The organism is Bacteroidota bacterium (assembly GCA_016183775.1).
Classification (GTDB): domain Bacteria; phylum Bacteroidota; class Bacteroidia; order JABDFU01; family JABDFU01; genus JABDFU01.
Map to the genome: position 1 here is coordinate 1 of JACPDY010000091.1, position 24,846 is coordinate 24,846.

Below are 24,846 nucleotides of genomic sequence, written 5' to 3' on the forward strand. Positions count from 1 at the left end.
CGCAGATGAAACTGACATCAGCATCAAGGACAAAGAGTTGAGCCATAGAGCTCGCAAGTGAAATTTTTAAATTCCGGATGCTTTTTCAACTCAAAAAAGAATAAAAATTAATGTCTAACTAAAAATATGTTCAAGTGAAATATATCATATCCCGAGGTGAATAAAATCATTTCAAAATAATAGCATATCTGTCACTTTTGAGTAATGGCGTAGTTTATTGCGTTTTCTGTCTTTGTGTTCAGAGTAAAAAAGGAAATTATGTATACAATAAGAAATCTTAGTAACTTTTTGCTGTTTATGGTGGCAATCATTCTATATGCCGGATGTGATGTTTATATAAATGTTTCCACCAATTCAACTGCAGACACCGATTTTTCGAAATACCGGACTTTCGCATGGCTCCCCGATGAGATCGACACAAATAATCTTCCGTTCAATAATGAAATTATACTTAACAATGTCAGAAACTATTTCGGATACAGCTTTGCAAAGAGAGGATATAAAGTTAACCTTGATACTCCCGATGTTCTTTTACAAGTGAGGCTCACCAATAAAACTAAAGAAAAGACGCTATTCTATTCACCACGTGTTTGGCCATATTACTACCACAACTATTATTATGGGAGTATTTATTTTTACCCTTACGAATTTGATTATTACTATCATGATTATCCATATTGCTACCCTCCGGATTATTGCACGCAAAAAATTACATATAACGAAGGTTCGATAACATTAACTGTAGTCGATCGCAAAAAAAATAAGGTGGTATGGGCCGGAAGTGCGAGAGGAGATATATTCGATCCGGCATACATACATGAAAATATTCATCCGTCCGTCGAAGCTATTATGAAAAAATATCCGGTGAAGCCAATGACGAAAAAAAGAAAAGTAAGAAATACTCAATCAGATGATATTTATAATTAAATCTATTGTAAACTATAAACCAATAACCTGAAAACACCTAATGACAGCTATAAATTCAAAATCAAATGATAATATAACGAATGGAAAAGAGAAATCCCGTCCATTTTCATTCTACTGGATATATCTGATTATAATTGCGGGCGTGGTTCTGTTCAATTTCTTTCCGGGAAAATCTTCCTCTTTCCAGGAAACTACGTGGCAAAAGTTTAAACAAGAGATGTTGCTTGATCACGATGTAGAAAAAGCGATTGTTGTTAACAAAGAACGTGTTGAAGTTTACATCAAAGAGGAAAGCCTGAAAAAAGAAAAACACAAAACTGTTGCGAAAGGGTACTTTGGAAGCATCAACCATGGTCCACACTATTATTTCCAGATAGGCTCAGTCGATGTATTCGAAAAGCATCTTGAAGAAGCTCAATCGCAATTTTCGGAGCAGGAAAAAATTTCAGTCCAATATATTAATGCAGGAAAAAGCTGGTGGCTTTCCCTGCTTGGCTGGCTTGCACCTATTGGATTGTTAATTTTATTCTGGTATTTCATATTAAACAAAGCAACGTCTGTTCCCGGCGGAATGGGAAGATCAATTTTTGATTTTGGAAAATCGAGCCCGGAAATTTATGATAAAGGGAAAGGCAATTTAATAACATTTAAGAACGTTGCAGGCTATGAAGAAGCCAAAACTGAGGTGATGGAAATTGTTGAATTTTTAAAGCAGCCCGAAAATTTTACAAGACTTGGAGCCAAAATCCCCAAAGGCGTATTGTTGGTTGGCGCTCCCGGAACAGGTAAAACACTTATGGCAAAAGCAGTGGCCGGAGAAGCGGGCGTTCCTTTTTTCTCCCTGTCGGGATCTGAATTTATTGAAATGTTTGTGGGTGTTGGCGCTTCGCGGGTACGCGACCTGTTTAACAAAGCAAAACAAAAAGCCCCCAGTATCATCTTTATTGATGAAATTGACACAATCGGAAGGGTGCGTGGAAAAGTTTTGTCGGTCCAGGCAAATGATGAAAGAGATAGTACACTTAACCAACTGCTTGCCGAAATGGACGGCTTTGGCCCCAATACGGGAGTAATTGTGCTGGCCGCAACTAACCGTGCCGATATCCTCGACCCTGCTTTATTGAGGGCCGGACGTTTTGATCGCCATATCCATCTCGATCTTCCAAACAAGCAGGAACGTTTAGCCATTTTTGGCGTACACCTGAAACCATTAGTATTGGATAAATCCGTTGATGTGGAATACCTGAGTTCACAAACACCCGGATTTTCAGGGGCAGATATCGCCAATGTTTGTAACGAAGCGGCTCTTATTGCTGCGCGGAAAAAGAAAAAAGCCATTGAAGCCCGGGATTTTTCTGATGCCATTGACCGCATTGTAAGCGGACTTGAGAAAAAAAGTAAAATAATTTCTCCTGCCGAGAAAAAAATAATCGCTTACCACGAGGCAGGACATGCTGTTGTAAGCTGGATGCTCAAAAACGTTGATCCATTACAAAAGGTTTCCATTATACCGCATGGTAAATCGCTCGGAGCATCCTGGTATTTACCCGAAGAGCGACAGATCATTACCGAAGCACAATTTTTCGATCGCCTGTGCGCTGCCTTGGGAGGCAGAACGGCGGAAGAAATTATTTTTAAAGAAATATCATCCGGTGCACTGGATGATCTCGAAAGAGTCACCAAGCAGGCTTATATAATGATTACCCAACTCGGCCTCAACGAAAAAATTGGGAACATTAGTTTTTATGATTCAACGGGTGTCAATGAAAATTCCTTCCAGAAGCCTTACAGTGAAGCAACAGCCCAACTGATTGATGAAGAGGTAAGGATCCTGGTAAAGCAAGCTCATGAATCCGCAAAGGCAATTTTAGAAAGTAATCGTGACAAACTGGATACGCTGGCAAAACTCTTACTTCAAAAAGAAGTAATATATAAAAAGGATATTGAACAGGTATTAGGCAAACGAGTTGCCAATAAAGATAAAGAAGAAAATATAGTGTAACACAGGTATTAAAAAAACCGTCTTTATCATGGACGGTTTTTTTAATTTCAACCCGTTTCTCAGGTAACTTTAATTTCCTTCGCTGGTTTTGAAACAGTTACTTCCTTTTTAGGAAGTGTAAGGCGAAGAACCCCATTTTCATACTTCGCGTCAATTTTATCAGTCAGCGAATTTTCAGGCAGGGTAAAAGAACGACTGAAAGAATTGTAAGAAAATTCCCTTCTCTTGTAATTCTTTTTTTCCTCCTTTTTTTCCTCTTCCTTTTCCGCGCTGATAGTGAGAACATTATTGTCCAGCTCTACTTTAAAATCTTTACGCTCAAGACCCGGGGCAGCCAGCTCTACTTTATAATCCTTTTCATTTTCAACAATGTTTACACCTGGAACAACAAGTGAACCTCCGTTGAAGTCAATCAGATCTGTGTCCAAATCAAATACACCTGGAAGCACAGTTCTTGTGTTAAAAAAATCGCTTACCAGTGAGGGAAGCGTAGCTCTGTTTCTTACTAATAGTGACATGGTTTTAATTTTTTGGTTAAACATTAATTTATTTATCGAAACAAAAATAATCGTGCCTGCCTGTTAAATAAATGATCTTGCACAATCAAAACGCTGATTTTTGTCACATCTCAAACAAACAGAATCCAGCGAATGAAAAAAGAGAAAGTAATTAGCTTCTTACTGCTAAGTTCATTGGTTGGACAACATTTAAACTTTTGAAGTATCCTAAAAAGGTTTTGTTTAATGAACCTTGCCTGCAGGCTTTGCTCCGCTGAAGCTACGCGAAAGCGATGCAGATTGTCGTATAAGCCCGTACTCAGTATAATGCAAATTAATCTCGAAAAATACTAGGTTGCGGGTTGTGAAGTTTATCCGGAGATGTTTGAAAGGATGTCATAATAATTAGTACCATAACACTTGCAGCAGCAGCAAAGAAGCACCAAACCGAAATAACATATTCCCCAAAAAATAGTTTTGATACAATAAATGATGTCAAAATAATAGCACCCAAAATATTCATTTTTTTAATACCAGAAACAAAGCATGGGATAACTGTAGGAATAAAGTAAAAAATACCGGTGTATTTTACCAGATAACCCGGAAAATCGAGATCATAGCGGATATGGTAGTCGCTTATATCTGAATTTACAGCATAGTTTGATAAACAAAAAGCAAGATAGAGGGCTACCGCGCTTCCCAATCCAATCAATGCCGCCATAACTTTTTTCCTCTTTTTATCACTCTCCATCAGGTACATTGAAAATGGAACCCAAAATGGCCAAACTACCTGAGCGAATACGAGAAAAATATATGTCGCAACCTGGTGCCATTCTGAATAAGCAGCATTTGTAAGTGACAGCCATAAAACGCCCTCAATAAATTGCTGGATGGAAAAAATAATGGGGATGGCTGCAAATGGGATCTGCGATGGACTGTGCGTCTTTTTTACCGCGACAACACCTGCCCCCATCAGCAACATGCTCATTCCAAAACTTGCACTTGCCGAAAAACACATGTTGAAATTTTAAAATTTGAATAAAACCGATTACTTAGGTGATAATGACTTTCTTGAATTTTCAACAGAGAATGAAAATTGTTGGTCGGTCAGATATTAGCCAGCTCAAATATAAGACTATTAGTAAGCTTAAATACAGAAAATATTTTTAAAAATGTCAGTTGGCGATATAGCGCTTTGTAATGAACTTTTTGATGAACATATTATTTACCTCGATAAACCATATCACCGTTTATATAGGTTCCTGCCACTTTCACATTATATATTTTCGACGAATCAATCTTCATGATATCTTCTTCCAGGATAACAAAATCTGCCATTTTACCTGGCTCCAGACTTCCTCTTTCATATTCTTCAAAATTCGAACGAGCTGCCCATATTGTCATTGAACGTAATGCTTCTTCGCGGGAAAGTCCGTTTTCAACCTGGAAACCTTCCTTTGGTGTGCCATCCTGATGCATCCTTGTAATAGCAGAATAAAAGCCGAACAATGGATTAATGTCTTCTACAGGGAAGTCGCTTCCTCCTGCTATATATCCATTTTGTTTAAGGAGCTCTTTATAAGCATATGCCCCTTTTATCCGCTCAGAACCAAGGCGCTCATCCGCCCAATCCATATCCGAAGTACAATGTGTAGCCTGCACAGATGGAACAATACTATACTCCTTGAACAAATGAAAATCTTCTTTGTTGATCACCTGTGCATGCTCAATCCTCCAGCGCTTATCATTTTTCCCTTTCAATACTGCTCCATAAACATTAAGTATAAAGCGATTGGCAGAATCGCCTATGCAATGGGTATTCATCTGAAATCCCTTATCGAATAATTTCTGCGCCTGCTCTTTGTAATACGAAATGTCTTTTAAAAGAAAACCATTCTGGCCGGGCCTGTCACTATACGGTTGTAAAAGACAGGCTCCCCGTGAACCCAGAGCTCCATCGGCATAAAACTTAAATGAACTGACATTCAGGCGCTCTGTTTTATAAGGACCATGCTGCAAATAATAATCAAGGTTCTCATCATTTGAAGTAAGCATCGCGTAAATGCGCATTTTAAGATCACCGCTTTTATGCATACTGTCGATCAGCATAACAATATTTTTACTCAAGCCTGCATCATCAACAGTAGTAAGGCCAACTGCGAAACAATTATTTTGCGCGGCAAGAATGGCTTCAAAGTTTTGTTTTACTGCAGGCTCAGGTATTGCTTTTTCAACCAGGTCAATAGCGTTATCGATCAGGATCCCCGTCAATTTTCCGTTTTTCACTTCTACAATTCCACCGGATATTTTCGAATCAACTGTAACTCCGGCTTTATCAAAGGCGGCCTGGTTAGCCAGTGCGCCATGCCCATCCACCCTGCGTAAAATCAGAGGAGTGTTCGGAAAAAGTTTATCAAGAGTGTCTTTAGTCGGAAATTCTTTTACACCCCAGTCATTCTGGTCCCATCCCCTTCCGGTAATCCATAATCCATTATTTTTTTTCTGAAAATCAACCGTGCGCTGTACCACTTCAGCAAATGATTTGGTTCCCACCAGGTCAACCATTTTCAGACTCATACCATAACCGTTAAAATGACAATGTGCGTCATAAAAGCCAGGATAGATGGCTTTACCACATGCGTCCACCTTTTCTTTTGCCTCATATTTCCCGATAACTTCATCGTTTGTACCGAGGGCAATTATTTTCCCCTCTTTAACAGCAAAACTCTGCACGATAGTATTGACAGAATCAACAGTATATACCACCCCGTTGTGAACGACAAGGTCCACCTGCTCCTTTTTTGTTCCTGCACATGAACAAAGCATTGTTATCAAACAGGTAAATAAGACGAATTTAGAATTTCGCATGTGTCTGAATTTTAGAAAAACAAAAACTACTCACAAACCTGCAAAACTATTTTTGTGATAAATAATTTAAGAAAAGTTCCAATCCTTGATGCTTTTCTCCATCAAGCTTATAACTTATATTTTGGCTCAGGTATTTTTGCACATCAATATTATACTTACCCGCTTTACGTATTTCTTCCGACAGAACACTTATTGCTTCAATGCCTTTTGTCAAAGCATTATTAAAACGATTAATAAAATCAATGGGCAGTTTTTTAGTTGTCACCCAACATGCAAACACAAAGGGCAAACCGGTAAATAAACGCCACTCTTCCGGCAAATCATATTGATACCCGAATTTATCATTCAGCTCAAAGGTCCGGTCGCCAATTACAACACCAGCTACCGTACCGGATATCTCCTGTTCAAAACCTTCTTCCGCCTGTATCCATTGAGGGTCAATGTGCCAAAAATGCTTCGCTAAAATTTGTGTAAGGGCGACCGATGTGTAAGATTGATAATCAAGTAAAATACTTTTAATATCTTTTAACGGAGTCTGAGAATATAATTTAACCGAGGTTACGGGGCCAATAGCGCCAATACAGTAATCACTAATAATTTCATAGTTGCTTAGTTTAGGTAAAATTGCAACCGGCACAAGTCCGATATCCACTTCATTATTTAACAGCTTTCGCGCGCATTTAGCAGGGCTATCAATACTTAGTTGAATCTCTTTTAATATGTCCGATCGCTCAAGTCCGTATATAAAAGGTTTTGAATTTAAATAAGATACGGCCGAAACACGGATAAGTGACATACCACAAACCTACATGATTTTTTTCCAAAAAACACTTAAGCTATAATGAAAAAATAATGTAGGTTCCCTGCCTGCCGACAGGCTTCTCTTCTTAGTATCTTCAAATTTTTACAGAAGAACTATAAGAGCTATGACCATTCGAAGAAGAAAACACCTCATTGCCGGTCGCATGAATTTTCCTTCTTCCGTTCTACATTCTTATCTTTAAGCCCGAAATGCGATCGCTCATATATACAATTAAATTATTCCTTGCTACACTATTTATCCTGGCAGACTGTCCGGATTTTGCGCAGACATTCACACAAACCATGCGTGGCCGTATCATTGATGCCGATTCAAAAGCTCCATTGACGGGAGCCAATGTAATTGTAACCGGCATTGACACCTTCCTTGGCGCCGCAGCGGATGTTGAAGGAAGATTCAGGATAAGCGGAGTTCCTGTTGGACGTCGCTCAATAAAAGCTTCATTTATCGGATACGAGGATGTTATTTTAAACAACATTATTGTATCAACCGGTAAAGAAGTTATTTTACAAATAGAACTCCGTGAAATAATGATCACCACAAAAGAAGCGGAAGTGGTTTATGAACGGGATAAAACCAGGGCGAACAACGACCTCGTAACGCTCAGTGCACGCAACTTTCAAAGTGAAGAAACCGACCGTTATGCAGGAAGTCGCGGTGACCCAAGCCGGATGGTAGCTAACTATGCAGGAGTTTCAACCGGGAATGACGCTCAAAACAATATTATAGTTCGTGGAAATTCTCCTTTAGGTGTTTTATGGAGATTAGAGGGTGTTAACATACCGAACCCAAATCACTTTTCAACACAGGGTGCTACGGGTGGACCGGTCAGTATGCTCAACAATAACATTTTGGCAAATTCCGATTTCCTGACAGGAGCCTTTCCTGCTGAATACGGAGATAAGAATGCCGCCGTATTTGACCTGAAATTGCGAAACGGAAACAACGAACGCCTTGAGTTTACCGGGCAAATGGGCATAAATGGATTTGAGGGAGGCATTGAAGGACCTATATCAAAAAAAACAGGAAGTTCTTTTCTTGTCAATTATCGCTATTCAACACTCGAAGTATTCAATGCTTTAGGTATTCGCTTTGGTGTTTCCGGCATTCCGCAATACCAGGATCTGTGCTTTAAATTCAATTTCCCTACAACAAAAGCAGGTGTCTTTTCGTTCTGGGGACTGGCCGGAAAAAGTAAAATCCAGTTACTTGACAGTCAGAAAGATTCAACAGATTGGTCGTTCACACAAAAAGGTGAAGATCTCGTGTTCGGATCATCAATGGGTGCACTTGGATTTAATCACCTCTATTTTTTTAACAGTAAAATATCAGGCAAACTTTCCTTATCAACTTCCGGAAACCAGCTAAATATTACAGTAGATACGCTCGCCAAAAACTCAGCTAAATTCAGAACGTACAACAATACCTCTGCTGATGGACAATTTCATATTAACTACACACTCACAGATAAAATAAATGCAGGGCATCTCATAAAAATCGGCGCCACCTATAGCGGATTGCTATTTGACTATTATGATTATTTCTATTCCAACCAAAACAAGCAATACGAAACCCGACTTAACAATGATGGGCGGGCGGGGCTCATCCAGAGTTTTATTCATTGGCAATACAGGATAAGTGAGAATATTACATTCAACAATGGGGTTCACTATCAGATTTTTTTATTAAACAATACACAGGCAATTGAACCACGCCTGGGTGTACGCTGGCAGGCAAATAAAAAAAATGTATTAGGTGCCGGGGCCGGACTTCACAGCCAGACACAACCCCTCATGTATTATTTTTACAGATCATTTATCCCCGCGACACAAAACTATGTACAAACGAATAAAGATATTGACCTGAGCCGAAGTCTGCATTTTGTATTATCATACGATCATAGTTTTACAAAAGATTTCCGCTTCAAATTCGAAACATATTATCAAAACCTGTATAATATACCGGTTGAAATATACAGACCTACTTCCTTCTCTATGATCAATGTTGGCAACAGTCTTGATGGCCTGCCGCTTGTCGACAGCCTTGGTAACAGTGGGACAGGAAAAAATTACGGAGCAGAATTCACGATCGAAAAATTCTTTAATAAACACTATTATTTTTTAAGTACACTTACTTTATACCGGTCGAAATATGCGGGCAGTGATAACATTGAGCACAATACAGCTTTTAGCGGTGGCTATGTATACAACGCATTAGGCGGCATAGAATTTCCGCTTGGCAAGGGCAACAAAGTTTTAGCGTTTGACGCGAAAGTGACTTTTGCGGGCGGGAACCGGTATACGCCTATTGACCTGAATACTTCAATTGCCCGTCATGAAGCTGTGTATATTGACAAACAGGCCTATTCGAAACAGCTGAAAGCTTATGAGCGGATTGATGTAAAAGTTTCCTTCAAAATAAACCAACGTCGTGTTACTCAAACAATATATATAAATGTTGAAAATGTATTAAATCGCAAGAATGTGCTGCGCCAGGTATATAATAGTGAGAAACATGAAGTTTTAAGTGAGTACCAGTTAGGCTTATTTCCTTACGGAGGTTTCAGAATTGAATTCTAAACCACTTATTTAATCATAAATACCTTCTCTACCTTAAATATCCGCTATTAATAAGGCCTTTATTTGCCATAGTTTCCTATTTTTGTGGGGCTTAAAAGTATATGGAAAAACAATATTTCGCCCACCCGACCGCTGTAATTGACGAAGGCTGTAAAATTGGCAAAGGTGTCAAAATATGGCATTTTTCGCATATAATGCCAGATTGTGTTATTGGGGAAAATTGTAATATAGGGCAGAACGTAGTTGTGTCGGGGCAAGTTGTATTAGGTAAAAATGTGAAAGTACAGAATAACGTTTCAATTTATTCAGGTGTAACCTGTGCCGATGATGTGTTTTTGGGCCCTTCAATGGTGTTTACCAATGTTACCAATCCGCGCAGCGCGGTTAACAGGCGGGGATTGTATTCAAAAACACATGTGGGTAAAGGCGCTTCAATTGGCGCAAATGCAACAATTGTTTGTGGTCATGATATTGGAGAATTCGCGTTTATAGGAGCAGGCGCAGTTGTAACAAAAAATGTTCCTCCTTATGCATTGGTTGTAGGGAATCCTGCCCGGCAAAACGGATGGATGAGTGAATACGGACATAAACTGGCATTTGGAAAGGATGGAATTGCGATTTGCCCTGAGAGCAAAGAAAAATATAAATTAGAGAACGGAGGCGTACAAAAAATAAAATGAACATATCCAACAAAATACGTTTTGCAGTAATCGGCCAGGGCCATATTGGCAGAAGGCATGCGGAAATGATTCGAAGGAACCCCGATTGTGAGTTGATAGCCGTCTGTGATATTTTACCAGAAAACAAGACAGAAAATTCTTCTATAAAAGAAAAATATTATTTATCGGCCCAGGAAATGCTTGCAGCTCACCCGGAGATAGATATTGTAAATATTTGTACGCCTAATGGTTTACATGCACAACATTCACTCCTGGCGCTTGAAGCAAAAAAACATATTGTATGCGAAAAGCCAATGGCACTTTCAACAGCTGACTGTAAAACTGTTATTCAAAAAGCGAAAGAAACATCCCGACAGGTTTTTTGTGTAATGCAAAACCGCTATTCTCCCCCTTCTGCCTGGTTAAAAGATATAGTAAGCAACAACATTATCGGAAATATTTTCATGGTACAGCTTAATTGTTACTGGAACAGGGATGAACGCTACTACCTCCCCGCCGGGCAGACAGATAAAACAAATACATGGAAAGGGAAACAAAATCTTGACGGCGGAACTCTATTCACGCAATTTTCACATTTCATTGATGTCATGTTCTGGTTGTTTGGGGACATCAGGGACATTCAGGCCAAATTCAATGACTTTACACATACTGAACTTACTGAGTTTGAGGATAGCGGTTTAGTCAGCTTCAACTTTGTAAATGGTGGCATGGGCAGTATCAACTATTCGACTGCAGTATGGGACACAAACCTCGAAAGCAGCCTCACTATCATTGGAAGTAACGGAAGCGTGAAGGTTGGCGGACAATACATGGATAAAGTGGAGTATTGCCACATAAAAAATTACAAAATGCCCACCCTTCCTCCAACCAGCCCGCCTAACGATTACGGAAGTTATAAAGGCTCCGCTAATAATCATCACCTGATCATTCAGAATGTAATTGATACATTATCAGGAAAAGCTGTAAGCACAACCACTCCCGAAGAAGGTCTTCGCGTGGTTGATATAATTGAACGCATCTATTCTCTTAGAAAAGATAATAGAAAATCTTAAGGTTTATGCATAAACAAATAGTAGATAAAAAAGCGAAGCTTGCCGTTATTGGACTCGGATATGTTGGATTACCAATAGCCTTGGCGTTTGCACGAAAAATTTCTGTGATTGGTTTTGATATTAATCAGGGACGCATCGATTCTATGAAAAAAGGGATTGACCCCAGCAGTGAGCTTTCAAAAGAAGATTTTAAAAATTGCGATATTACTTTTACAACTTCGCTTGACGTATTGAAGCAAGCAAGCTTTTTTGTCATAGCAGTTCCCACGCCTATTAATGAGCACAATTTGCCGGACCTGTCACCTCTTATAGGAGCTTCAACATCAGTTGGTAAAGTTCTCAAAAAGGGAGATTATGTTGTTTATGAATCTACTGTATATCCCGGCTGTACTGAAGATGATTGTGTGCCTGTTCTTGAAAAAGAATCCGGACTTAAATTCAAAAAAGATTTTAAAGTAGGCTACTCTCCTGAACGCATTAATCCCGGCGACAGAGAACATACTATTACAAAAATCTTAAAGATTGTTTCAGGTTGTGATGCCGAATCACTGGAAAATATTTCAGCTGTTTATAAAATAATTGTGGAACCGGGTGTACACAAGGCACCAAGCATAAAAGTTGCGGAAGCAGCCAAGATCATTGAGAATACACAGCGCGATGTGAATATCGCCCTTATGAATGAACTCTCGATCATTTTCAGCCGTATGGGGATAAATACGTATGATGTATTGGAAGCTGCCGGCACAAAATGGAATTTTTTACGCTTTAACCCAGGCCTTGTAGGCGGCCATTGCATCGGTGTTGACCCCTATTATTTAACATACAAAGCGGAATCACTGGGTTACCACGCCCGCATCATTAATTCGGGCCGCTTTGTAAACGACTCAATGGGAAATTATATCGCCAAAAATACCGTTAAAAAAATTATCGCGGCAGGGAAAAACCTTAATCAATCAACTGTATTGGTTATGGGCGCTACATTCAAAGAAAATGTGACCGATATACGTAACTCCAAAGTGGCAGATATTGTAAAAGAGCTTAAAACGTATGGAGTTAAAGTTGAAGTTATTGATCCTCACGCTTCATCAGATGAACTGAAACATGAGTACGGATTTGAGTTAAAATCAAAGCCGGGAAAAAATTATGATGCCGCCATTGTTGCAGTAAGCCATAAGGAATATAAAAATCTGGATGAAAAATATTTTAATTCAATTTTATCTAAAGAGGGCATTATTGTTGATATAAAAGGAATATTCCGTAATAAGATCAAAAATATATCATATTGGAGTCTTTGATCATGACCAATTTTATATGAAAAAAACGATTCTCATAACAGGTGGCGCGGGCTTTATTGGCTCTCATGTGGTGAGACTTTTTGTAAATAAATATCCGGATTACATCATTGTTAACCTTGATAAATTAACTTACGCGGGAAATCTTGAAAACCTGCGTGATATCGAAAATAAAACGAATTATAAATTCATCAAAGGCGATATTGTTGATGGTGATTTTATTCATAAGTTATTTGATACTTATAAATTCTCCGGGGTCATCCATTTAGCTGCAGAATCGCATGTTGACCGCTCCATTGCCAGCCCAATGGAATTTGTTACAACCAACATAATAGGTACCGTAAATTTACTTAACGCAGCACGTCAATTATGGAAACCGTCACTTGACACGGCTGCTTCTTCTGCAAACTTATTTTATCATATATCTACAGATGAGGTTTATGGCACATTAGGCCAACATGGTTTATTTACTGAGAAAACTTCATACGACCCTCACAGCCCCTACTCTGCATCAAAAGCGAGTTCTGATCACATGGTACGCTCGTATGCTGATACATATGGACTTCCCGCTGTCATCACAAATTGCTCAAACAATTATGGACCGTTCCACTTTCCGGAAAAACTTATTCCGCTGGCCCTCAATAATATTAAAAACAATAAAAGCATTCCTGTTTACGGCAAGGGTGAAAATATCCGCGACTGGTTATTTGTTGAAGATCATGCTATAGCCATTGACCTTGTATTTCATAAAGGAAAGGCCGGACAAACCTATAATATCGGCGGGCATAACGAGTGGAAAAACATTGATCTCATTAAGCTTCTATGCAGCATAATGGATAAAAAACTAAACCGTGCTCCCGGCACTTCCGCAAAACTGATAACTTTTGTGACCGACCGCGCCGGCCATGACCTGCGTTATGCCATTGATGCTTCCAAAATAAAAAAGGAATTAGGCTGGGTACCTTCAGTCAGGTTTGAAGAAGGCCTGGAAAAAACTGTGGATTGGTATTTAGCCAATGAAAGCTGGTTAAATAATGTTACGTCAGGTAACTATAAACAGTACTACGAAAAGCAATATGCGCAAAGATAAAAATGTATAAAACACCATTTCATACTAATGATATTTCCAAAAATAGCTTTCTTGTTACAGGCGGAGCGGGTTTTATAGGCTCCAACATTGTTGAATACCTTTTAAAATACAATGCCGGAAAAGTGGTTGTGCTCGATAACCTTTCAACAGGCTTTGAAGACAACATAAAACCATATACAGGTTCACTAAATTTCAAATTTATCAAGGGTGATATTTGCAACCCCGATGATTGCTCCAAAGCCTGTGAAGGAATTAATTATCTATTTCATCAAGCCGCGCTTGGCTCTGTTCCAAGATCTATAAAAAATCCTTTAGCTACTAATGAAGTAAATGTTAATGGTTTCTTAAATATGCTGGTAGCTGCGCGCGATAAAGGAATTAAACGATTTGTATATGCAAGCTCTTCCTCTGTTTATGGCGATAGCAAGCAGACACCTAAAATAGAAGAGAATATCGGAAATGCTTTATCGCCTTATGCTGTTTCAAAGCGGACAAACGAACTTTATGGCAATGTGTTCGCACTCAATTACAATATGCAAATTATTGGTCTTCGCTATTTTAATATTTTTGGTCCAAGACAAAATCCCAAAGGGGAATATGCCGCCGCGATACCCTTGTTCATGGATGCTTTACTTAAAAACCAATCTCCCTACATCAATGGAGACGGAGAACAAAGCCGTGATTTCACTTTTGTTGAAAACGCGGTGCAGGCAAATATCAAAGCAATGTTCACCTCAAATAAAGATGCATTGGGACAAGTATACAACATCGCGGTCGGTGAAAAAATATCCGTGAACATACTTTTTAATATTTTAAAGGAATTATCCGGCGCGAATGTAAATGCAATTCACCGTGAAGATCGCGTGGGCGATGTCCGTAATTCGCTTGCAGATATTTCCAAAGCAAAGCGCCTTATCGGATACGAGCCGAAAATTAAAATGCAGGAAGGATTAAAAATTACGCTTAACTGGTTCAGTAAATACTTTGGTTATCAACCTATCTCTAAATAACCGTGTCCTTTTTAAAAAAACTATTTTCTTCAAATAAATTAAGCGAGCCGGTCGACTTATCTGTATTGCGCTGTGATGTGCATTCACACTTCATTCCCGCGATCGACGACGGCTCAAAATCTGTCGAAAATTCAATTGAAATGATCCGGCATTTTTACAACCAGGGGTATAAAAAAATAATTACCACCCCGCATATAATGGGTGATTTTTACCGCAACACGCCGGAAAATATTTTAGACGGTCTCCAAAAAGTAAAACACCAGTTAAAGGTTGAAGGAATGCCAATTGAAATGGAAGCCGCAGCTGAATACTATATTGATTATGACTTTGAACAAAAAATAGGTAACGAAAGGCTACTGACCTTTGGCAATAACTATGTGCTGGTAGAAATTTCGTATATAAATGAACCGGACAACCTGGATCGTATCCTTTTTAAGCTACAGACATCAGACTACAAAGTAGTTTTGGCGCATCCTGAACGTTACCCATTCTGGTTCAACAACAAAAATGTATTCCAAACCTTATCTGATAAAGGGATATTCCTGCAATTAAATATAAACTCGCTTACCGGCTATTATGGCCCTCAAACCAGGAAAATAGCTGAAATGCTCATTGATAAGCAACTAGTTCGCTTTTTAGGAAGCGATTGCCACCATGTAGGACATGTTGAACTTTTGAAACAAGTTGTTTATGTTCCGCACCTTCAAAAACTGGTTGAGTCGGGAAATTTGCTGAATGCTACCCTTTAGAATTTTATTTCTCGTGAATTTAAAATTAAACTTGAAGCCTTTCAGGCTTCAACATGAATAACCTCCGATGAAATCGGAGGACTACAAAATGCTTCGTCGTACAACCCTGAAAGGGTTGAATCTCTGCTCAAAATATTCAGTCCTTTCGGTAATTATACCCATCTACCCATTAATCGGCCTCGCATAAGCATTAACATCCTTATCGGTAATGGTTTTTCCGCAAAGTATGATTAACCGTTCGATTACATTTCTGAACTCACGTATATTTCCGGTCCAGTTTATTTTTTGAAGTTCTTTAATCGCCTCTTTTGAAAAGGTTTTAACAGGCATACCATAATCATCACAAATAAGTTTCACAAAATGATCGGCAAGCAATGGAATATCATCCTTACGTTCGTTCAATGAAGGTACACGAATAAGAATAACACTTAAACGGTGGTACAGATCCTCACGAAAATTTCCTTTTTCAATTTCCTTTTTAATGTCTTTGTTGGTGGCGGCTATAATACGCACGTTTACTTTCAACTCCTTCTCCCCTCCTACCCTTGTTATTTTATTTTCCTGTAAAGCACGCAAAACTTTAGCCTGGGCCGACAAACTCATATCACCAATCTCATCCAAAAATAAGGTACCACCCTCAGCTTGTTCAAACTTTCCTTTACGCTGGTTCACTGCTGAAGTAAAAGCACCTTTTTCATGTCCGAATAATTCACTTTCAATTAATTCAGAAGGAATGGCCGCGCAATTTACTTCTATCATGGGACCGTTCGAACGATTGCTTTTAGCATGGATCCAGCGGGCAACCAATTCCTTTCCCGATCCATTCTCCCCTGTTACCAACACACGTGCTTCTGTCGGAGCCACTTTTTCTATCATTTCCTTTATTTGAGCGATGGCAGCCGACTCGCCGACCATGTCAAACGTCTTACTTACTTTCTTTTTTAATGCTTTCGTTTCAGTAACCAATGTCGATTTATCCATCGCATTGCGAATGGTAACCAACAGGCGATTCAAATCGAGTGGCTTGGCAATAAAATCAAAAGCGCCCTTCTTCACAGCTTCCACAGCAGTTTCTATTGTTCCATGCCCGGATATCATCACCACCGGAGTTTCATTATTCAATGCAATTATTTTATCCAACAATTCAATGCCATCCATTTTAGGCATTTTAATATCACACAGCACCACATCAAACTTTTCCTTCTGAACCAATGCAAGTCCCTCATTTCCATCCGCCGCTTCCTCCACAATATATTTCTCATATTCGAGAATTTCACGAAGCGTTTTGCGGATGCTTTTTTCGTCGTCAATTACCAGGATCTTTGCCATAGATATTAGTTTAAAGTATTAAAAGTTATCCTTTATTATAAAACATACAATAAGTTGGCAAAAGGCAGTTAGCAGTTGGCAAAACATTATCCATTGCCAACTGTCGATTGCCAACTGCCAACTTTTTCCTATTTCATCAGCTCTCCCATCACACCTTCCTTCAGTGAGAATGTCGAAAGCCGCATATGTGTCAGTTTAAATTCCTTCACAACAAAACGCACCAACAAAGCAGCAAGCACTATCATATTAACCCGCATCAGCACAAGACCCTTCGTATTCAAACGCTGCTCATTATTTGAGACAATCAGTTCGTTGAAAATGGTGCTGACCTCATTCATATCAAAACTATACTCGGTTTTGTTATTTAAAACATCCGGTGTATGAAACCTGTGCGCGATTATTTCAGCGAATGAATCAAATGAACCCGAAGAACCGATCAACTCATTAACCGGAAATTGTTTGACCGCGGAATACAATGGCTTTAGTTCATCTCTTAAATAGTTCTCGATCGCATTGATCTCGGACGGAAGAATAGGGTCGGAAGGGTTAAACATTTCCAGCAAGCGCGAAACACCAAGTAAAAAACTATGTTTCCATAAGATCCTTTTGTTATCGGCAATGATAAACTCTGTACTACCCCCTCCAATGTCAATTATCAGAGCCGGTTTATTTCCTATATCCAGTCCCAACTGAACTCCTTTATAAATATACTCAGCCTCTTCTGCTCCAGATATTACCTTGATCCCGATCCCGATATCGGCGGCTCTTTTCAGGAAGGTCTCACTATTCGTTGCCTCACGTATTGCAGATGTTCCGAAGGCATATACTCTATCGACCTTATACTGTTTTATGATCGCTTTGTACTCTTCCAATGCGGCTATTCCCCGTTCAATAGCTTCCGGCATCAGCTGATTTTTGTTGATACCACCCTTACCCAGCTTAACAGGTAATTTGGTACTGTATTTAATTTGGTAGGCTTTAGAAGGAAGCAACTGCGCAATAAGAAGATTGAATGTATTGGTACCAAGATCTATTATAGCGACTAGCATAAATTGCGGAGTAATTAACGGCCAAAATTGCTGAATTTAAATATACGTAATTCTATTCCAAAGGAAAAAATCAACAATACATCAATTTAACCTTTGTAGAATAACCACTTCCACAACTCTTTATATGAAACCTTTTTGCCATACATTAAAATACCTGTACGGTAAATACGCGCGGCAAGCCAGGTGGTAAAAATAAAGCCGAGAACAAGCATTGACATCGATAATGCCAGTTCCCACATCGGAACTCCAAATGGTAACCGAACCATCATTATTACCGGCGATGTTAATGGTATTATCGAAAACCAAAATGCCAGCGAACTGCTTGGCTCCTGCATGATTGTTTGCGCCATCACAAATGAAAGCACCAAAGGAATGGTTATTGGCAGCATGAATTGCTGCGTATCTGTTTCGGCGTCAACCGCGGCACCAATGGCCGCAAACAGAGCGCTATACATCAGGTATCCGACAAGGAAATAAAACAAGAAACAAATTATGATGGAAACGAAATCGATTGACTTAAATGCATCAAATGCCTCGTATGCTTTATTGTCGTACAAACCCGGCTTATCCATTTTGAGCGCCTGCAAATTAGCCCCTTGCTTAAAGACTTCCTCCTTAACCATTTCTTTTTGCAACTTCTCCTTATTGACTCCGCTAAATAAAACAGATTGAACAGCAGTATAAATGGAAAACGTCAAAACCAGCCACAACAAGAATTGAGTCAACCCTACCAATGCTACACCAATTATTTTCCCCATCATCAATTGAAAGGGGCGTACAGAAGAAATGATAACCTCAACAATACGGCTTGTTTTTTCCTCAATAACTCCGCGCATAACCTGCGCACCGTATAAAAAGATGAACATATATATAAGCAAGCCTAAAATAAATCCCATGGTCATTTGCACCCCTGTACTGGTTCGTTCAGTAGAACCGGTCTCTGTAATTTTCTCGGTGATTAAATTGATGGAAGTCTGCGCATTCCTTATCGTCTTCAGATCTACATTACTCTTCTGAAGTTTAAAATTATATATCATCTCCTCTATATTCGACTTGATATACTCTTCAACAGCCATTCCCGGCTGCTCCTTATAATAAAACTTCACAGCGCCTCCGCCGGTAATTACATTTGAAGGGATGTGCAATATCCCTGTAAAATCGGTTTGATAAAAATCTTCCTGCGCTTTATCTATTGTAATTTCGGAGTAAATAAATTTTACGTTTTTACTTTGAGGGATACTATCGCGAAACAAAAAACTATCGTCTACAACTTCAATCTTCTGAGGATCTTCATGGTCACGCATGGCTAACCATACAGGCACAATAAGGAGTGATGACATTAACAATGGCCCCAATATGGTCATTATTATAAATGACTTCTTCTTTACACGCGTCAAATACTCACGCTGAATTATGAGAAATGTCTTGTTCATCCGTATCTATTCAGTCAATGAGGCCTGAGCTTCAACACTATTTCCTTCACCTACTTTTGCAATAAAAATATCATTCATCGTCGGAATTATTTCATGTAATCCCTGTATTTCCGCCGCACGCATTACAGCCTGCAACAGATCGTTAGGCGTATTACTTCCAAGCAATTTTACCTTTACCTTATTGATTTCACCATCCTGCCGCTGATCTAAAAGCTTTGCACCTGCCCACATAGCAGTTGTAAAACCAAGCATATTGCCTTTAAATTCTATTTCGTACGTATTGCTGCGATATGTTTTACGGATATCCTTTACAGAACCGTCCAGTATTTTTTTCGATTTGTTTATCAACGCAATCTCATCGCACAGCTCTTCCACCGACTCCATATTATGTGTAGAAAGCAATATGGTTGAACCATTCACTTTTAAACGCAATATCTCATTTTTAATAATGTTGGCATTGATGGGATCGAAGCCGCTGAAGGGCTCATCGAGTATCAACAACTTAGGCTCATGCAATACAGTAACTATGAATTGCACTTTTTGCTGCATCCCTTTCGAAAGCTCCTCCACTTTCCTTTTCCACCATGCCGTTATCTCGAATTTCTCAAACCACTCTTTTAATTTTATCATCGCCTCCGCACGCTTCATCCCTTTAAGCTGCGCGAGGTACAATGCCTGCTCCCCCACTTCCATCTTTTTGTACAAGCCGCGCTCTTCGGGCAAATAACCGATCTGAGAAATATGGTTTTGATTTAATTTTTCACCTTCAAAAAATAACTCGCCGCTATCAGGACCGGTGATTTGATTCATGATGCGGATCAACGAAGTTTTACCCGCTCCATTTGGCCCAAGCAACCCAAACACACTTTGTTTGCTGATTGAAATAGTCACATCATCAAGCGCAGTATGACTGGCGTATTGCTTAGAGATATTCTTAGCCGTAAATAAATCCATAAACCTTATAAATTGTGAACAGTAATTAAGTTATTAGGGGATTAAGTTATTTAGGCATCACGTGTAATACACCCCCTAAATAACCTAATAACTCAATAACTCCTTTCTCTACTCAAAGTACTGTTTCATCCTCTCAAAAAAACCCTTCTCATTACCGGTCGGATGTGGTTTAAAATTTTCAGACTCCCGCAATTGTTCAAGGGCACGGTGTTCTTCCCGGGAAAGTTTCTGAGGTGTCCACACATTAATGTTGATCAACAGATCGCCCCGCCCATAGCCGTTTATATCAGGAATTCCTTTTCCTTTCAGGCGTAAGACTTTTCCACTCTGCGTACCTGGTTCAATTTTAACTTTCGCTTTGCCGTCAATGGTAGGTACTTCAATACTTGTTCCGATAGCAGCATCAATAAAGCTTACATAGTGGTCGTAAAATAAATTCACACCGTCGCGCTTCAACTGCTCATGTTCGATCTCTTCAATTACCACAATAAGATCGCCTGCAATACCGCTGCGGGGCCCCGCATTTCCTTTGCCGCTGACCGATAGCTGCATTCCATCACCAACGCCTGCCGGAATTTGTATTGTTATAACATCTTCAGCCTTAACTATTCCATCACCAAAACAAACTTTGCATTTATCTGTAATGATCTGACCTTCGCCACCGCATGTAGGACAAGTACTGCTGGTTTGCATTTGTCCGAGTATGGTATTGGTAACACGGGTTACATGCCCGCTCCCCCTGCAGGTTGAACATTTTGTATGGCCTGAGCCTTTGTGTGCGCCGGTTCCATGACAGGAAGTACAGGAAATATATTTATTGACCTTTATTTTCTTCTCAACACCATTCGCGATCTCTTCAAGATTGAGCTTCACCTTCACCCGAAGGTTAGAACCCCTGTTCACTCTGCGTCCTCCACCACCTCCACCGAAACCACTAAAGCCTCCACCGCCTCCGCCAAAAATATCTCCAAACTGACTGAAAATATCCTCCATACTAAATCCACCTCCGCTAAAACCTCCATTACCGCCACCCATTCCGGCATGTCCGAATTGGTCGTAACGCTGCTTTTTCTCAGAGTTGCTTAATACTTCGTATGCTTCGGCCGCTTCCTTAAATTTTTCTTCAGCCGCTTTATCACCCTGATTTTTATCGGGGTGATATTTAATAGCCATTTTGCGGTATGCCTTCTTTATTTCATCAGCACCGGCACTGCGCGACACTCCAAGTATTTCGTAAAAATCTCGTTTCGGCATTTTTTATTATTTAAATTTTGTTCTCTGAATATACTCTAACACTTCCGATAAAGTAATTTCAGTGCTTTCATATATTTTATTTTCAATGTGCTTATGATGTGGATAAGTCAACAATTTTTTATGATGTGGTGCATTATCCCACCTGATTATCATATCAGCATTCTTGTCCTGCCAATGGTATGAATAATTACGCTCTCCTCCTTTATCGAAATACTCTTTCACATACAACTCCGAATCATTTTTAAAGATTAGTCTGATCTTATAATAAAAACCTGATGACCATTTTTCATAGTCAATGACCTCATAGGCTTTAACAAATTTTAACCTGCTAAGCGACCCTAAAATTTCCACGCTCTATGTCTTTAATTTTATCACTTAGCTCATTAAATACATTTACATACGCTTTCCATTCTATATAATCATCCCAGTATTCAAAATCTTCTTTTGATGATTTCTTTACCTTTTTTTCAAATATTTTAAACTCCGAAGCATATTTAGCCTTGTAAAAATTAAGCTTGTCCTTAACATTATTTAGCTGAGCCAAAGATTCCAGCAACAAGCTGTTTTTAATTTCTGTCTTTTTAATAATTCTCATTTTTTATTTTTTTGCATTTTAACTTCCCACAATCACTTTTGCAAACCGTATTACTTTCCCGTTCAATGAATATCCTTTTTCTACTACATCAACCACCTTGCCTTTCAGATCATCGCCTGGGGCAGGGATATTTGTAATGGCTTCATGCAGATCGGCATCAAACACCTGGCCCATTGGTTCCATTGGAGTCAAACCCTTTTGGGCTAAATTATTCTTTAACTTATTATAAATAAGAGCAAATCCTTCTTTCACAGGAGCAATATCTGTAATACCTTCATTTACTTTAATAGCCCTTTCAAAATCATCCAAAACAGGAAGTAACAGTTTATAAACATCTTCGCCCGCGGCCATCATATACTCGATCTTCTCCTTCGCCGTACGCTTACGGTAATTATCATATTCCGAATATAAACGCAAATACTTGTCATTTAATTCAGCCACCTTTTCTTCCAACTCAGCTACTTTATCCTTTGGCACTTCAGGTAAGCTTTCTTCCTGCTTTTGCTCGGTGGTTTCCTCTGACGGATTCATATTTTTATCGTTTTCTTCAGTATTCATTTTCATTAAAATTCTTATATGTTTTTAAGTGTTATCGCCACTCTTCAAATAACCTGCCAGCAAATATAATAAGTCAATTTGTCATAATAACAATAAAAAAGACAGGCATAACCCTGTCTTTTTCAACATATTAAATCGAATATGGCCTATTGAGCCAACAGTTTATCCAGTGCCTCTTCCAAAGCAGGTCCGCGAAGCGCTTTACCAACAATAACACCACGTCCGTCGAGTAAAAAATTAGTGGGAATAGAGTTTACACCATACTTTTGAGCAGCCTCGGAATACCAACCTTTCAGGTCACTTACATGTTCCGGCCAGGAGAGCTGATCTTTTTGAATAGCCCTCAGCCACGCATCTTTGTTCTGATCGAGCGACACACTATAAATCGCAAATCCCTTTCCGTCTTTGAACTTTTTGTCTTTGTACTTATTGTAAGCGGCCACCACATTTGGATTTTCCATGCGGCAAGGACCACACCACGATGCCCAAAAATCTTTTCCCTCAGGACTCATATATTTTAATTCAGGGGCAGAGTTACCCTTTTCAAGTCCAATGGCATTACCCGATTGTTTAACATCAGTTTTATATATAAAACCAAAAGTTAATATTGCGGCGACGGCAACAGATAAGATTATGTTTGTACGCTTCATTTTTATTGCTTTTTAAATTCAACTATAAATCTACTCATTTTCTTACAATTTCCGCGCCAAGTTTCTTCAAACGTGTATCAATGTGCTGATAACCCCGGTCAATTTGCTCAATATTATGAATAGTACTTTTCCCTTCGGCCGAAAGAGCGGCAATTAACAGCGATACCCCTGCTCTTATATCGGGTGAGGTCATTGATATTCCGCGTAATTTATGATGCCGGTTAAGACCAATAACAGTTGCCCTGTGCGGATCGCATAAAATGATCTGTGCACCCATGTCGATAAGTTTATCCACAAAGAACAGACGGCTTTCAAACATCTTTTGATGGATAAGTACTGTTCCTTTTGCCTGGGTGGCTGTAACCAATACTATACTTAATAGGTCAGGTGTAAAACCCGGCCATATCGCGTCGGCAACTGTTAAAATTGAACCATCTATAAAAGTATCTATCTCATAACTCTCTTGCCGTGGAATAAAAATATCATCGCCCCTGCGTTCCAGTTTTATACCAAGGCGCTGAAAAACACCGGGAATGATCCCGAGATGGTCATACCCCACCCCCTTAATTGTGATCTCACTTTGAGTCATCGCGGCAAGGCCAATAAAACTGCCTACTTCGATCATATCCGGAAGCATGCGGTGCCTGCAGCCTTTTAGTTTATCAACACCCTCGATAGTCAGTAAGTTTGAACCCACCCCTGATATTTTAGCCCCCATACTGTTCAACATCTTGCAAAGCTGCTGCAGGTATGGCTCGCAAGCGGCATTGAAAATAGTTGTTGTACCTTCGGCCATTGATGCTGCCATTACAATATTGGCTGTTCCGGTTACAGAAGCTTCGTCCAGCAGCATATAGGCTCCCTTCAATCGTTTGGCTTCGACTTTATAAAACTCAGTGCCTGTATCATAAGTAAATTTTGCCCCCAGGTTTTGAAACCCTATAAAGTGTGTATCTAACCGCCTTCTGCCAATTTTATCACCCCCGGGTTTCGGAATAAAACCTTTACCAAAGCGGGTAAGTAATGGACCCACAATCATAATAGATCCGCGCAGAGCCGAACCTTGCTTTTTAAAATCAGGCGATTCAAAAAAACCGGTATTTACATCATCGGCCTGGAAAGTATATTCTTCATGTCCTGTCTTTTCAACTTTTACATTTAATGAACGCAGCAGGTCGATAAGCTTGTTTACATCAACAATATCAGGAATATTACTGATCGTAACTTTTTCGGGTGTTAACAGAACAGCGCAAAGTATTTGCAGCGCTTCGTTTTTTGCACCTTGCGGCACCAGCTCACCTTTAAGCTCGCGACCACCTGTTATTTCGAATGAGGCCATGGGGGAAAAGTTAATAGTTGTTGGTTGTCAGTTGTTAGGCTTGTACAAAAATGACATATTACAACATTAGTTTTGCAATAAAATTGAAATAACTATTAACAAGTGATGTTTAACAATTT

General features: G+C 39.3%; 23 protein-coding genes. 9 read left to right on the plus strand and 14 right to left on the minus strand.

Going from position 1 to position 24,846, the window contains the following annotated elements; genetic code table 11:
* The first annotated feature begins 258 nt into the window (after positions 1-258).
* Complete coding sequence (locus tag HYU69_11420; GenBank protein ID MBI2270943.1) at positions 259-927, plus strand: DUF4136 domain-containing protein; 669 nt, start codon at positions 259-261, stop codon at positions 925-927.
* Positions 928-967: 40 nt separating this feature from the next.
* A complete protein-coding gene (locus HYU69_11425; GenBank protein ID MBI2270944.1) occupies positions 968-2,929 on the plus strand; it encodes an ATP-dependent metallopeptidase FtsH/Yme1/Tma family protein in 1,962 nt (653 codons plus the stop codon).
* Between the two features lie 59 nt (positions 2,930-2,988).
* On the opposite strand, the gene HYU69_11430 is transcribed toward HYU69_11425, so the two are convergent.
* From HYU69_11430 to HYU69_11445, 4 genes are all read right to left on the minus strand, one after another.
* The gene (locus HYU69_11430) at positions 2,989-3,447 is read right to left on the minus strand and encodes an Hsp20/alpha crystallin family protein (GenBank protein MBI2270945.1); all 459 of its coding nucleotides are present in this window, start codon (positions 3,445-3,447) and stop codon (positions 2,989-2,991) included.
* Between the two features lie 313 nt (positions 3,448-3,760).
* Positions 3,761-4,444, minus strand: a complete 684-nt coding sequence (locus HYU69_11435; protein MBI2270946.1) for a hypothetical protein — start codon at positions 4,442-4,444, stop codon at positions 3,761-3,763.
* Between the two features lie 203 nt (positions 4,445-4,647).
* A complete protein-coding gene (locus tag HYU69_11440) occupies positions 4,648-6,294 on the minus strand; it encodes an amidohydrolase (GenBank protein MBI2270947.1) in 1,647 nt (548 codons plus the stop codon).
* Between the two features lie 46 nt (positions 6,295-6,340).
* On the minus strand, positions 6,341-7,090 hold the full coding sequence (locus HYU69_11445) for a menaquinone biosynthesis protein (protein MBI2270948.1): 750 nt from the start codon (positions 7,088-7,090) through the stop codon (positions 6,341-6,343).
* 215 nt (positions 7,091-7,305) lie between these two features.
* Here HYU69_11445 and HYU69_11450 point away from each other — a divergent pair, with 215 nt between their 5' ends.
* The 7 genes from HYU69_11450 to HYU69_11480 all read left to right on the plus strand — a co-directional run bounded on the left by HYU69_11450 (position 7,306) and on the right by HYU69_11480 (position 15,566).
* Positions 7,306-9,693 carry a TonB-dependent receptor gene (locus HYU69_11450; protein ID MBI2270949.1) on the plus strand — a complete coding sequence of 796 codons (2,388 nt, stop codon included), beginning with the start codon at positions 7,306-7,308 and terminating at the stop codon, positions 9,691-9,693.
* A 101-nt stretch (positions 9,694-9,794) separates the two neighbouring features.
* Positions 9,795-10,373 (plus strand): N-acetyltransferase, encoded by a 579-nt coding sequence (locus HYU69_11455; protein MBI2270950.1) that lies wholly within the window; start codon positions 9,795-9,797, stop codon positions 10,371-10,373.
* Positions 10,370-11,425: a Gfo/Idh/MocA family oxidoreductase gene (locus HYU69_11460; protein ID MBI2270951.1), complete on the plus strand. Its 1,056-nt coding sequence runs from the start codon at positions 10,370-10,372 to the stop codon at positions 11,423-11,425. Before HYU69_11455 ends, HYU69_11460 begins: the two co-directional genes overlap by 4 nt.
* A 5-nt stretch (positions 11,426-11,430) precedes the next feature.
* Positions 11,431-12,720: a nucleotide sugar dehydrogenase gene (locus HYU69_11465; GenBank protein ID MBI2270952.1), complete on the plus strand. Its 1,290-nt coding sequence runs from the start codon at positions 11,431-11,433 to the stop codon at positions 12,718-12,720.
* A 16-nt stretch (positions 12,721-12,736) separates the two neighbouring features.
* Positions 12,737-13,807: a dTDP-glucose 4,6-dehydratase gene (rfbB, locus tag HYU69_11470; GenBank protein MBI2270953.1), complete on the plus strand. Its 1,071-nt coding sequence runs from the start codon at positions 12,737-12,739 to the stop codon at positions 13,805-13,807.
* A 2-nt stretch (positions 13,808-13,809) separates the two neighbouring features.
* Positions 13,810-14,817 (plus strand): SDR family oxidoreductase, encoded by a 1,008-nt coding sequence (locus HYU69_11475; GenBank protein MBI2270954.1) that lies wholly within the window; start codon positions 13,810-13,812, stop codon positions 14,815-14,817.
* Between the two features lie 2 nt (positions 14,818-14,819).
* Entirely contained in the window at positions 14,820-15,566 is a 747-nt protein-coding gene (locus tag HYU69_11480) for a capsular biosynthesis protein (protein ID MBI2270955.1), read from the plus strand.
* Between the two features lie 162 nt (positions 15,567-15,728).
* Here the strand turns inward: HYU69_11480 and HYU69_11485 are convergent, their stop codons facing one another.
* The 10 genes from HYU69_11485 to murA form a co-directional block, all read right to left on the minus strand.
* The gene (locus tag HYU69_11485) at positions 15,729-16,895 is read right to left on the minus strand and encodes a sigma-54-dependent Fis family transcriptional regulator (protein ID MBI2270956.1); all 1,167 of its coding nucleotides are present in this window, start codon (positions 16,893-16,895) and stop codon (positions 15,729-15,731) included.
* A 128-nt stretch (positions 16,896-17,023) separates the two neighbouring features.
* A complete protein-coding gene (locus HYU69_11490; protein MBI2270957.1) occupies positions 17,024-17,944 on the minus strand; it encodes a phosphatase in 921 nt (306 codons plus the stop codon).
* An 86-nt stretch (positions 17,945-18,030) separates the two neighbouring features.
* Positions 18,031-19,377 (minus strand): ABC transporter permease, encoded by a 1,347-nt coding sequence (locus HYU69_11495; GenBank protein ID MBI2270958.1) that lies wholly within the window; start codon positions 19,375-19,377, stop codon positions 18,031-18,033.
* 6 nt (positions 19,378-19,383) lie between these two features.
* Positions 19,384-20,331: an ABC transporter ATP-binding protein gene (locus HYU69_11500; protein ID MBI2270959.1), complete on the minus strand. Its 948-nt coding sequence runs from the start codon at positions 20,329-20,331 to the stop codon at positions 19,384-19,386.
* Between the two features lie 108 nt (positions 20,332-20,439).
* Complete coding sequence (gene dnaJ / locus HYU69_11505; protein MBI2270960.1) at positions 20,440-21,585, minus strand: molecular chaperone DnaJ; 1,146 nt, start codon at positions 21,583-21,585, stop codon at positions 20,440-20,442.
* Positions 21,586-21,591: 6 nt separating this feature from the next.
* A complete protein-coding gene (locus tag HYU69_11510; GenBank protein ID MBI2270961.1) occupies positions 21,592-21,936 on the minus strand; it encodes a hypothetical protein in 345 nt (114 codons plus the stop codon).
* The gene (locus HYU69_11515) at positions 21,914-22,180 is read right to left on the minus strand and encodes a hypothetical protein (protein ID MBI2270962.1); all 267 of its coding nucleotides are present in this window, start codon (positions 22,178-22,180) and stop codon (positions 21,914-21,916) included. Before HYU69_11515 ends, HYU69_11510 begins: the two co-directional genes overlap by 23 nt.
* A gap of 18 nt (positions 22,181-22,198) precedes the next feature.
* A complete protein-coding gene (locus HYU69_11520; protein ID MBI2270963.1) occupies positions 22,199-22,744 on the minus strand; it encodes a nucleotide exchange factor GrpE in 546 nt (181 codons plus the stop codon).
* Positions 22,745-22,884: 140 nt separating this feature from the next.
* The gene (locus HYU69_11525) at positions 22,885-23,388 is read right to left on the minus strand and encodes a TlpA family protein disulfide reductase (protein MBI2270964.1); all 504 of its coding nucleotides are present in this window, start codon (positions 23,386-23,388) and stop codon (positions 22,885-22,887) included.
* A gap of 34 nt (positions 23,389-23,422) precedes the next feature.
* A complete protein-coding gene (gene murA / locus HYU69_11530; protein MBI2270965.1) occupies positions 23,423-24,727 on the minus strand; it encodes a UDP-N-acetylglucosamine 1-carboxyvinyltransferase in 1,305 nt (434 codons plus the stop codon).
* Positions 24,728-24,846 lie beyond the last annotated feature (119 nt).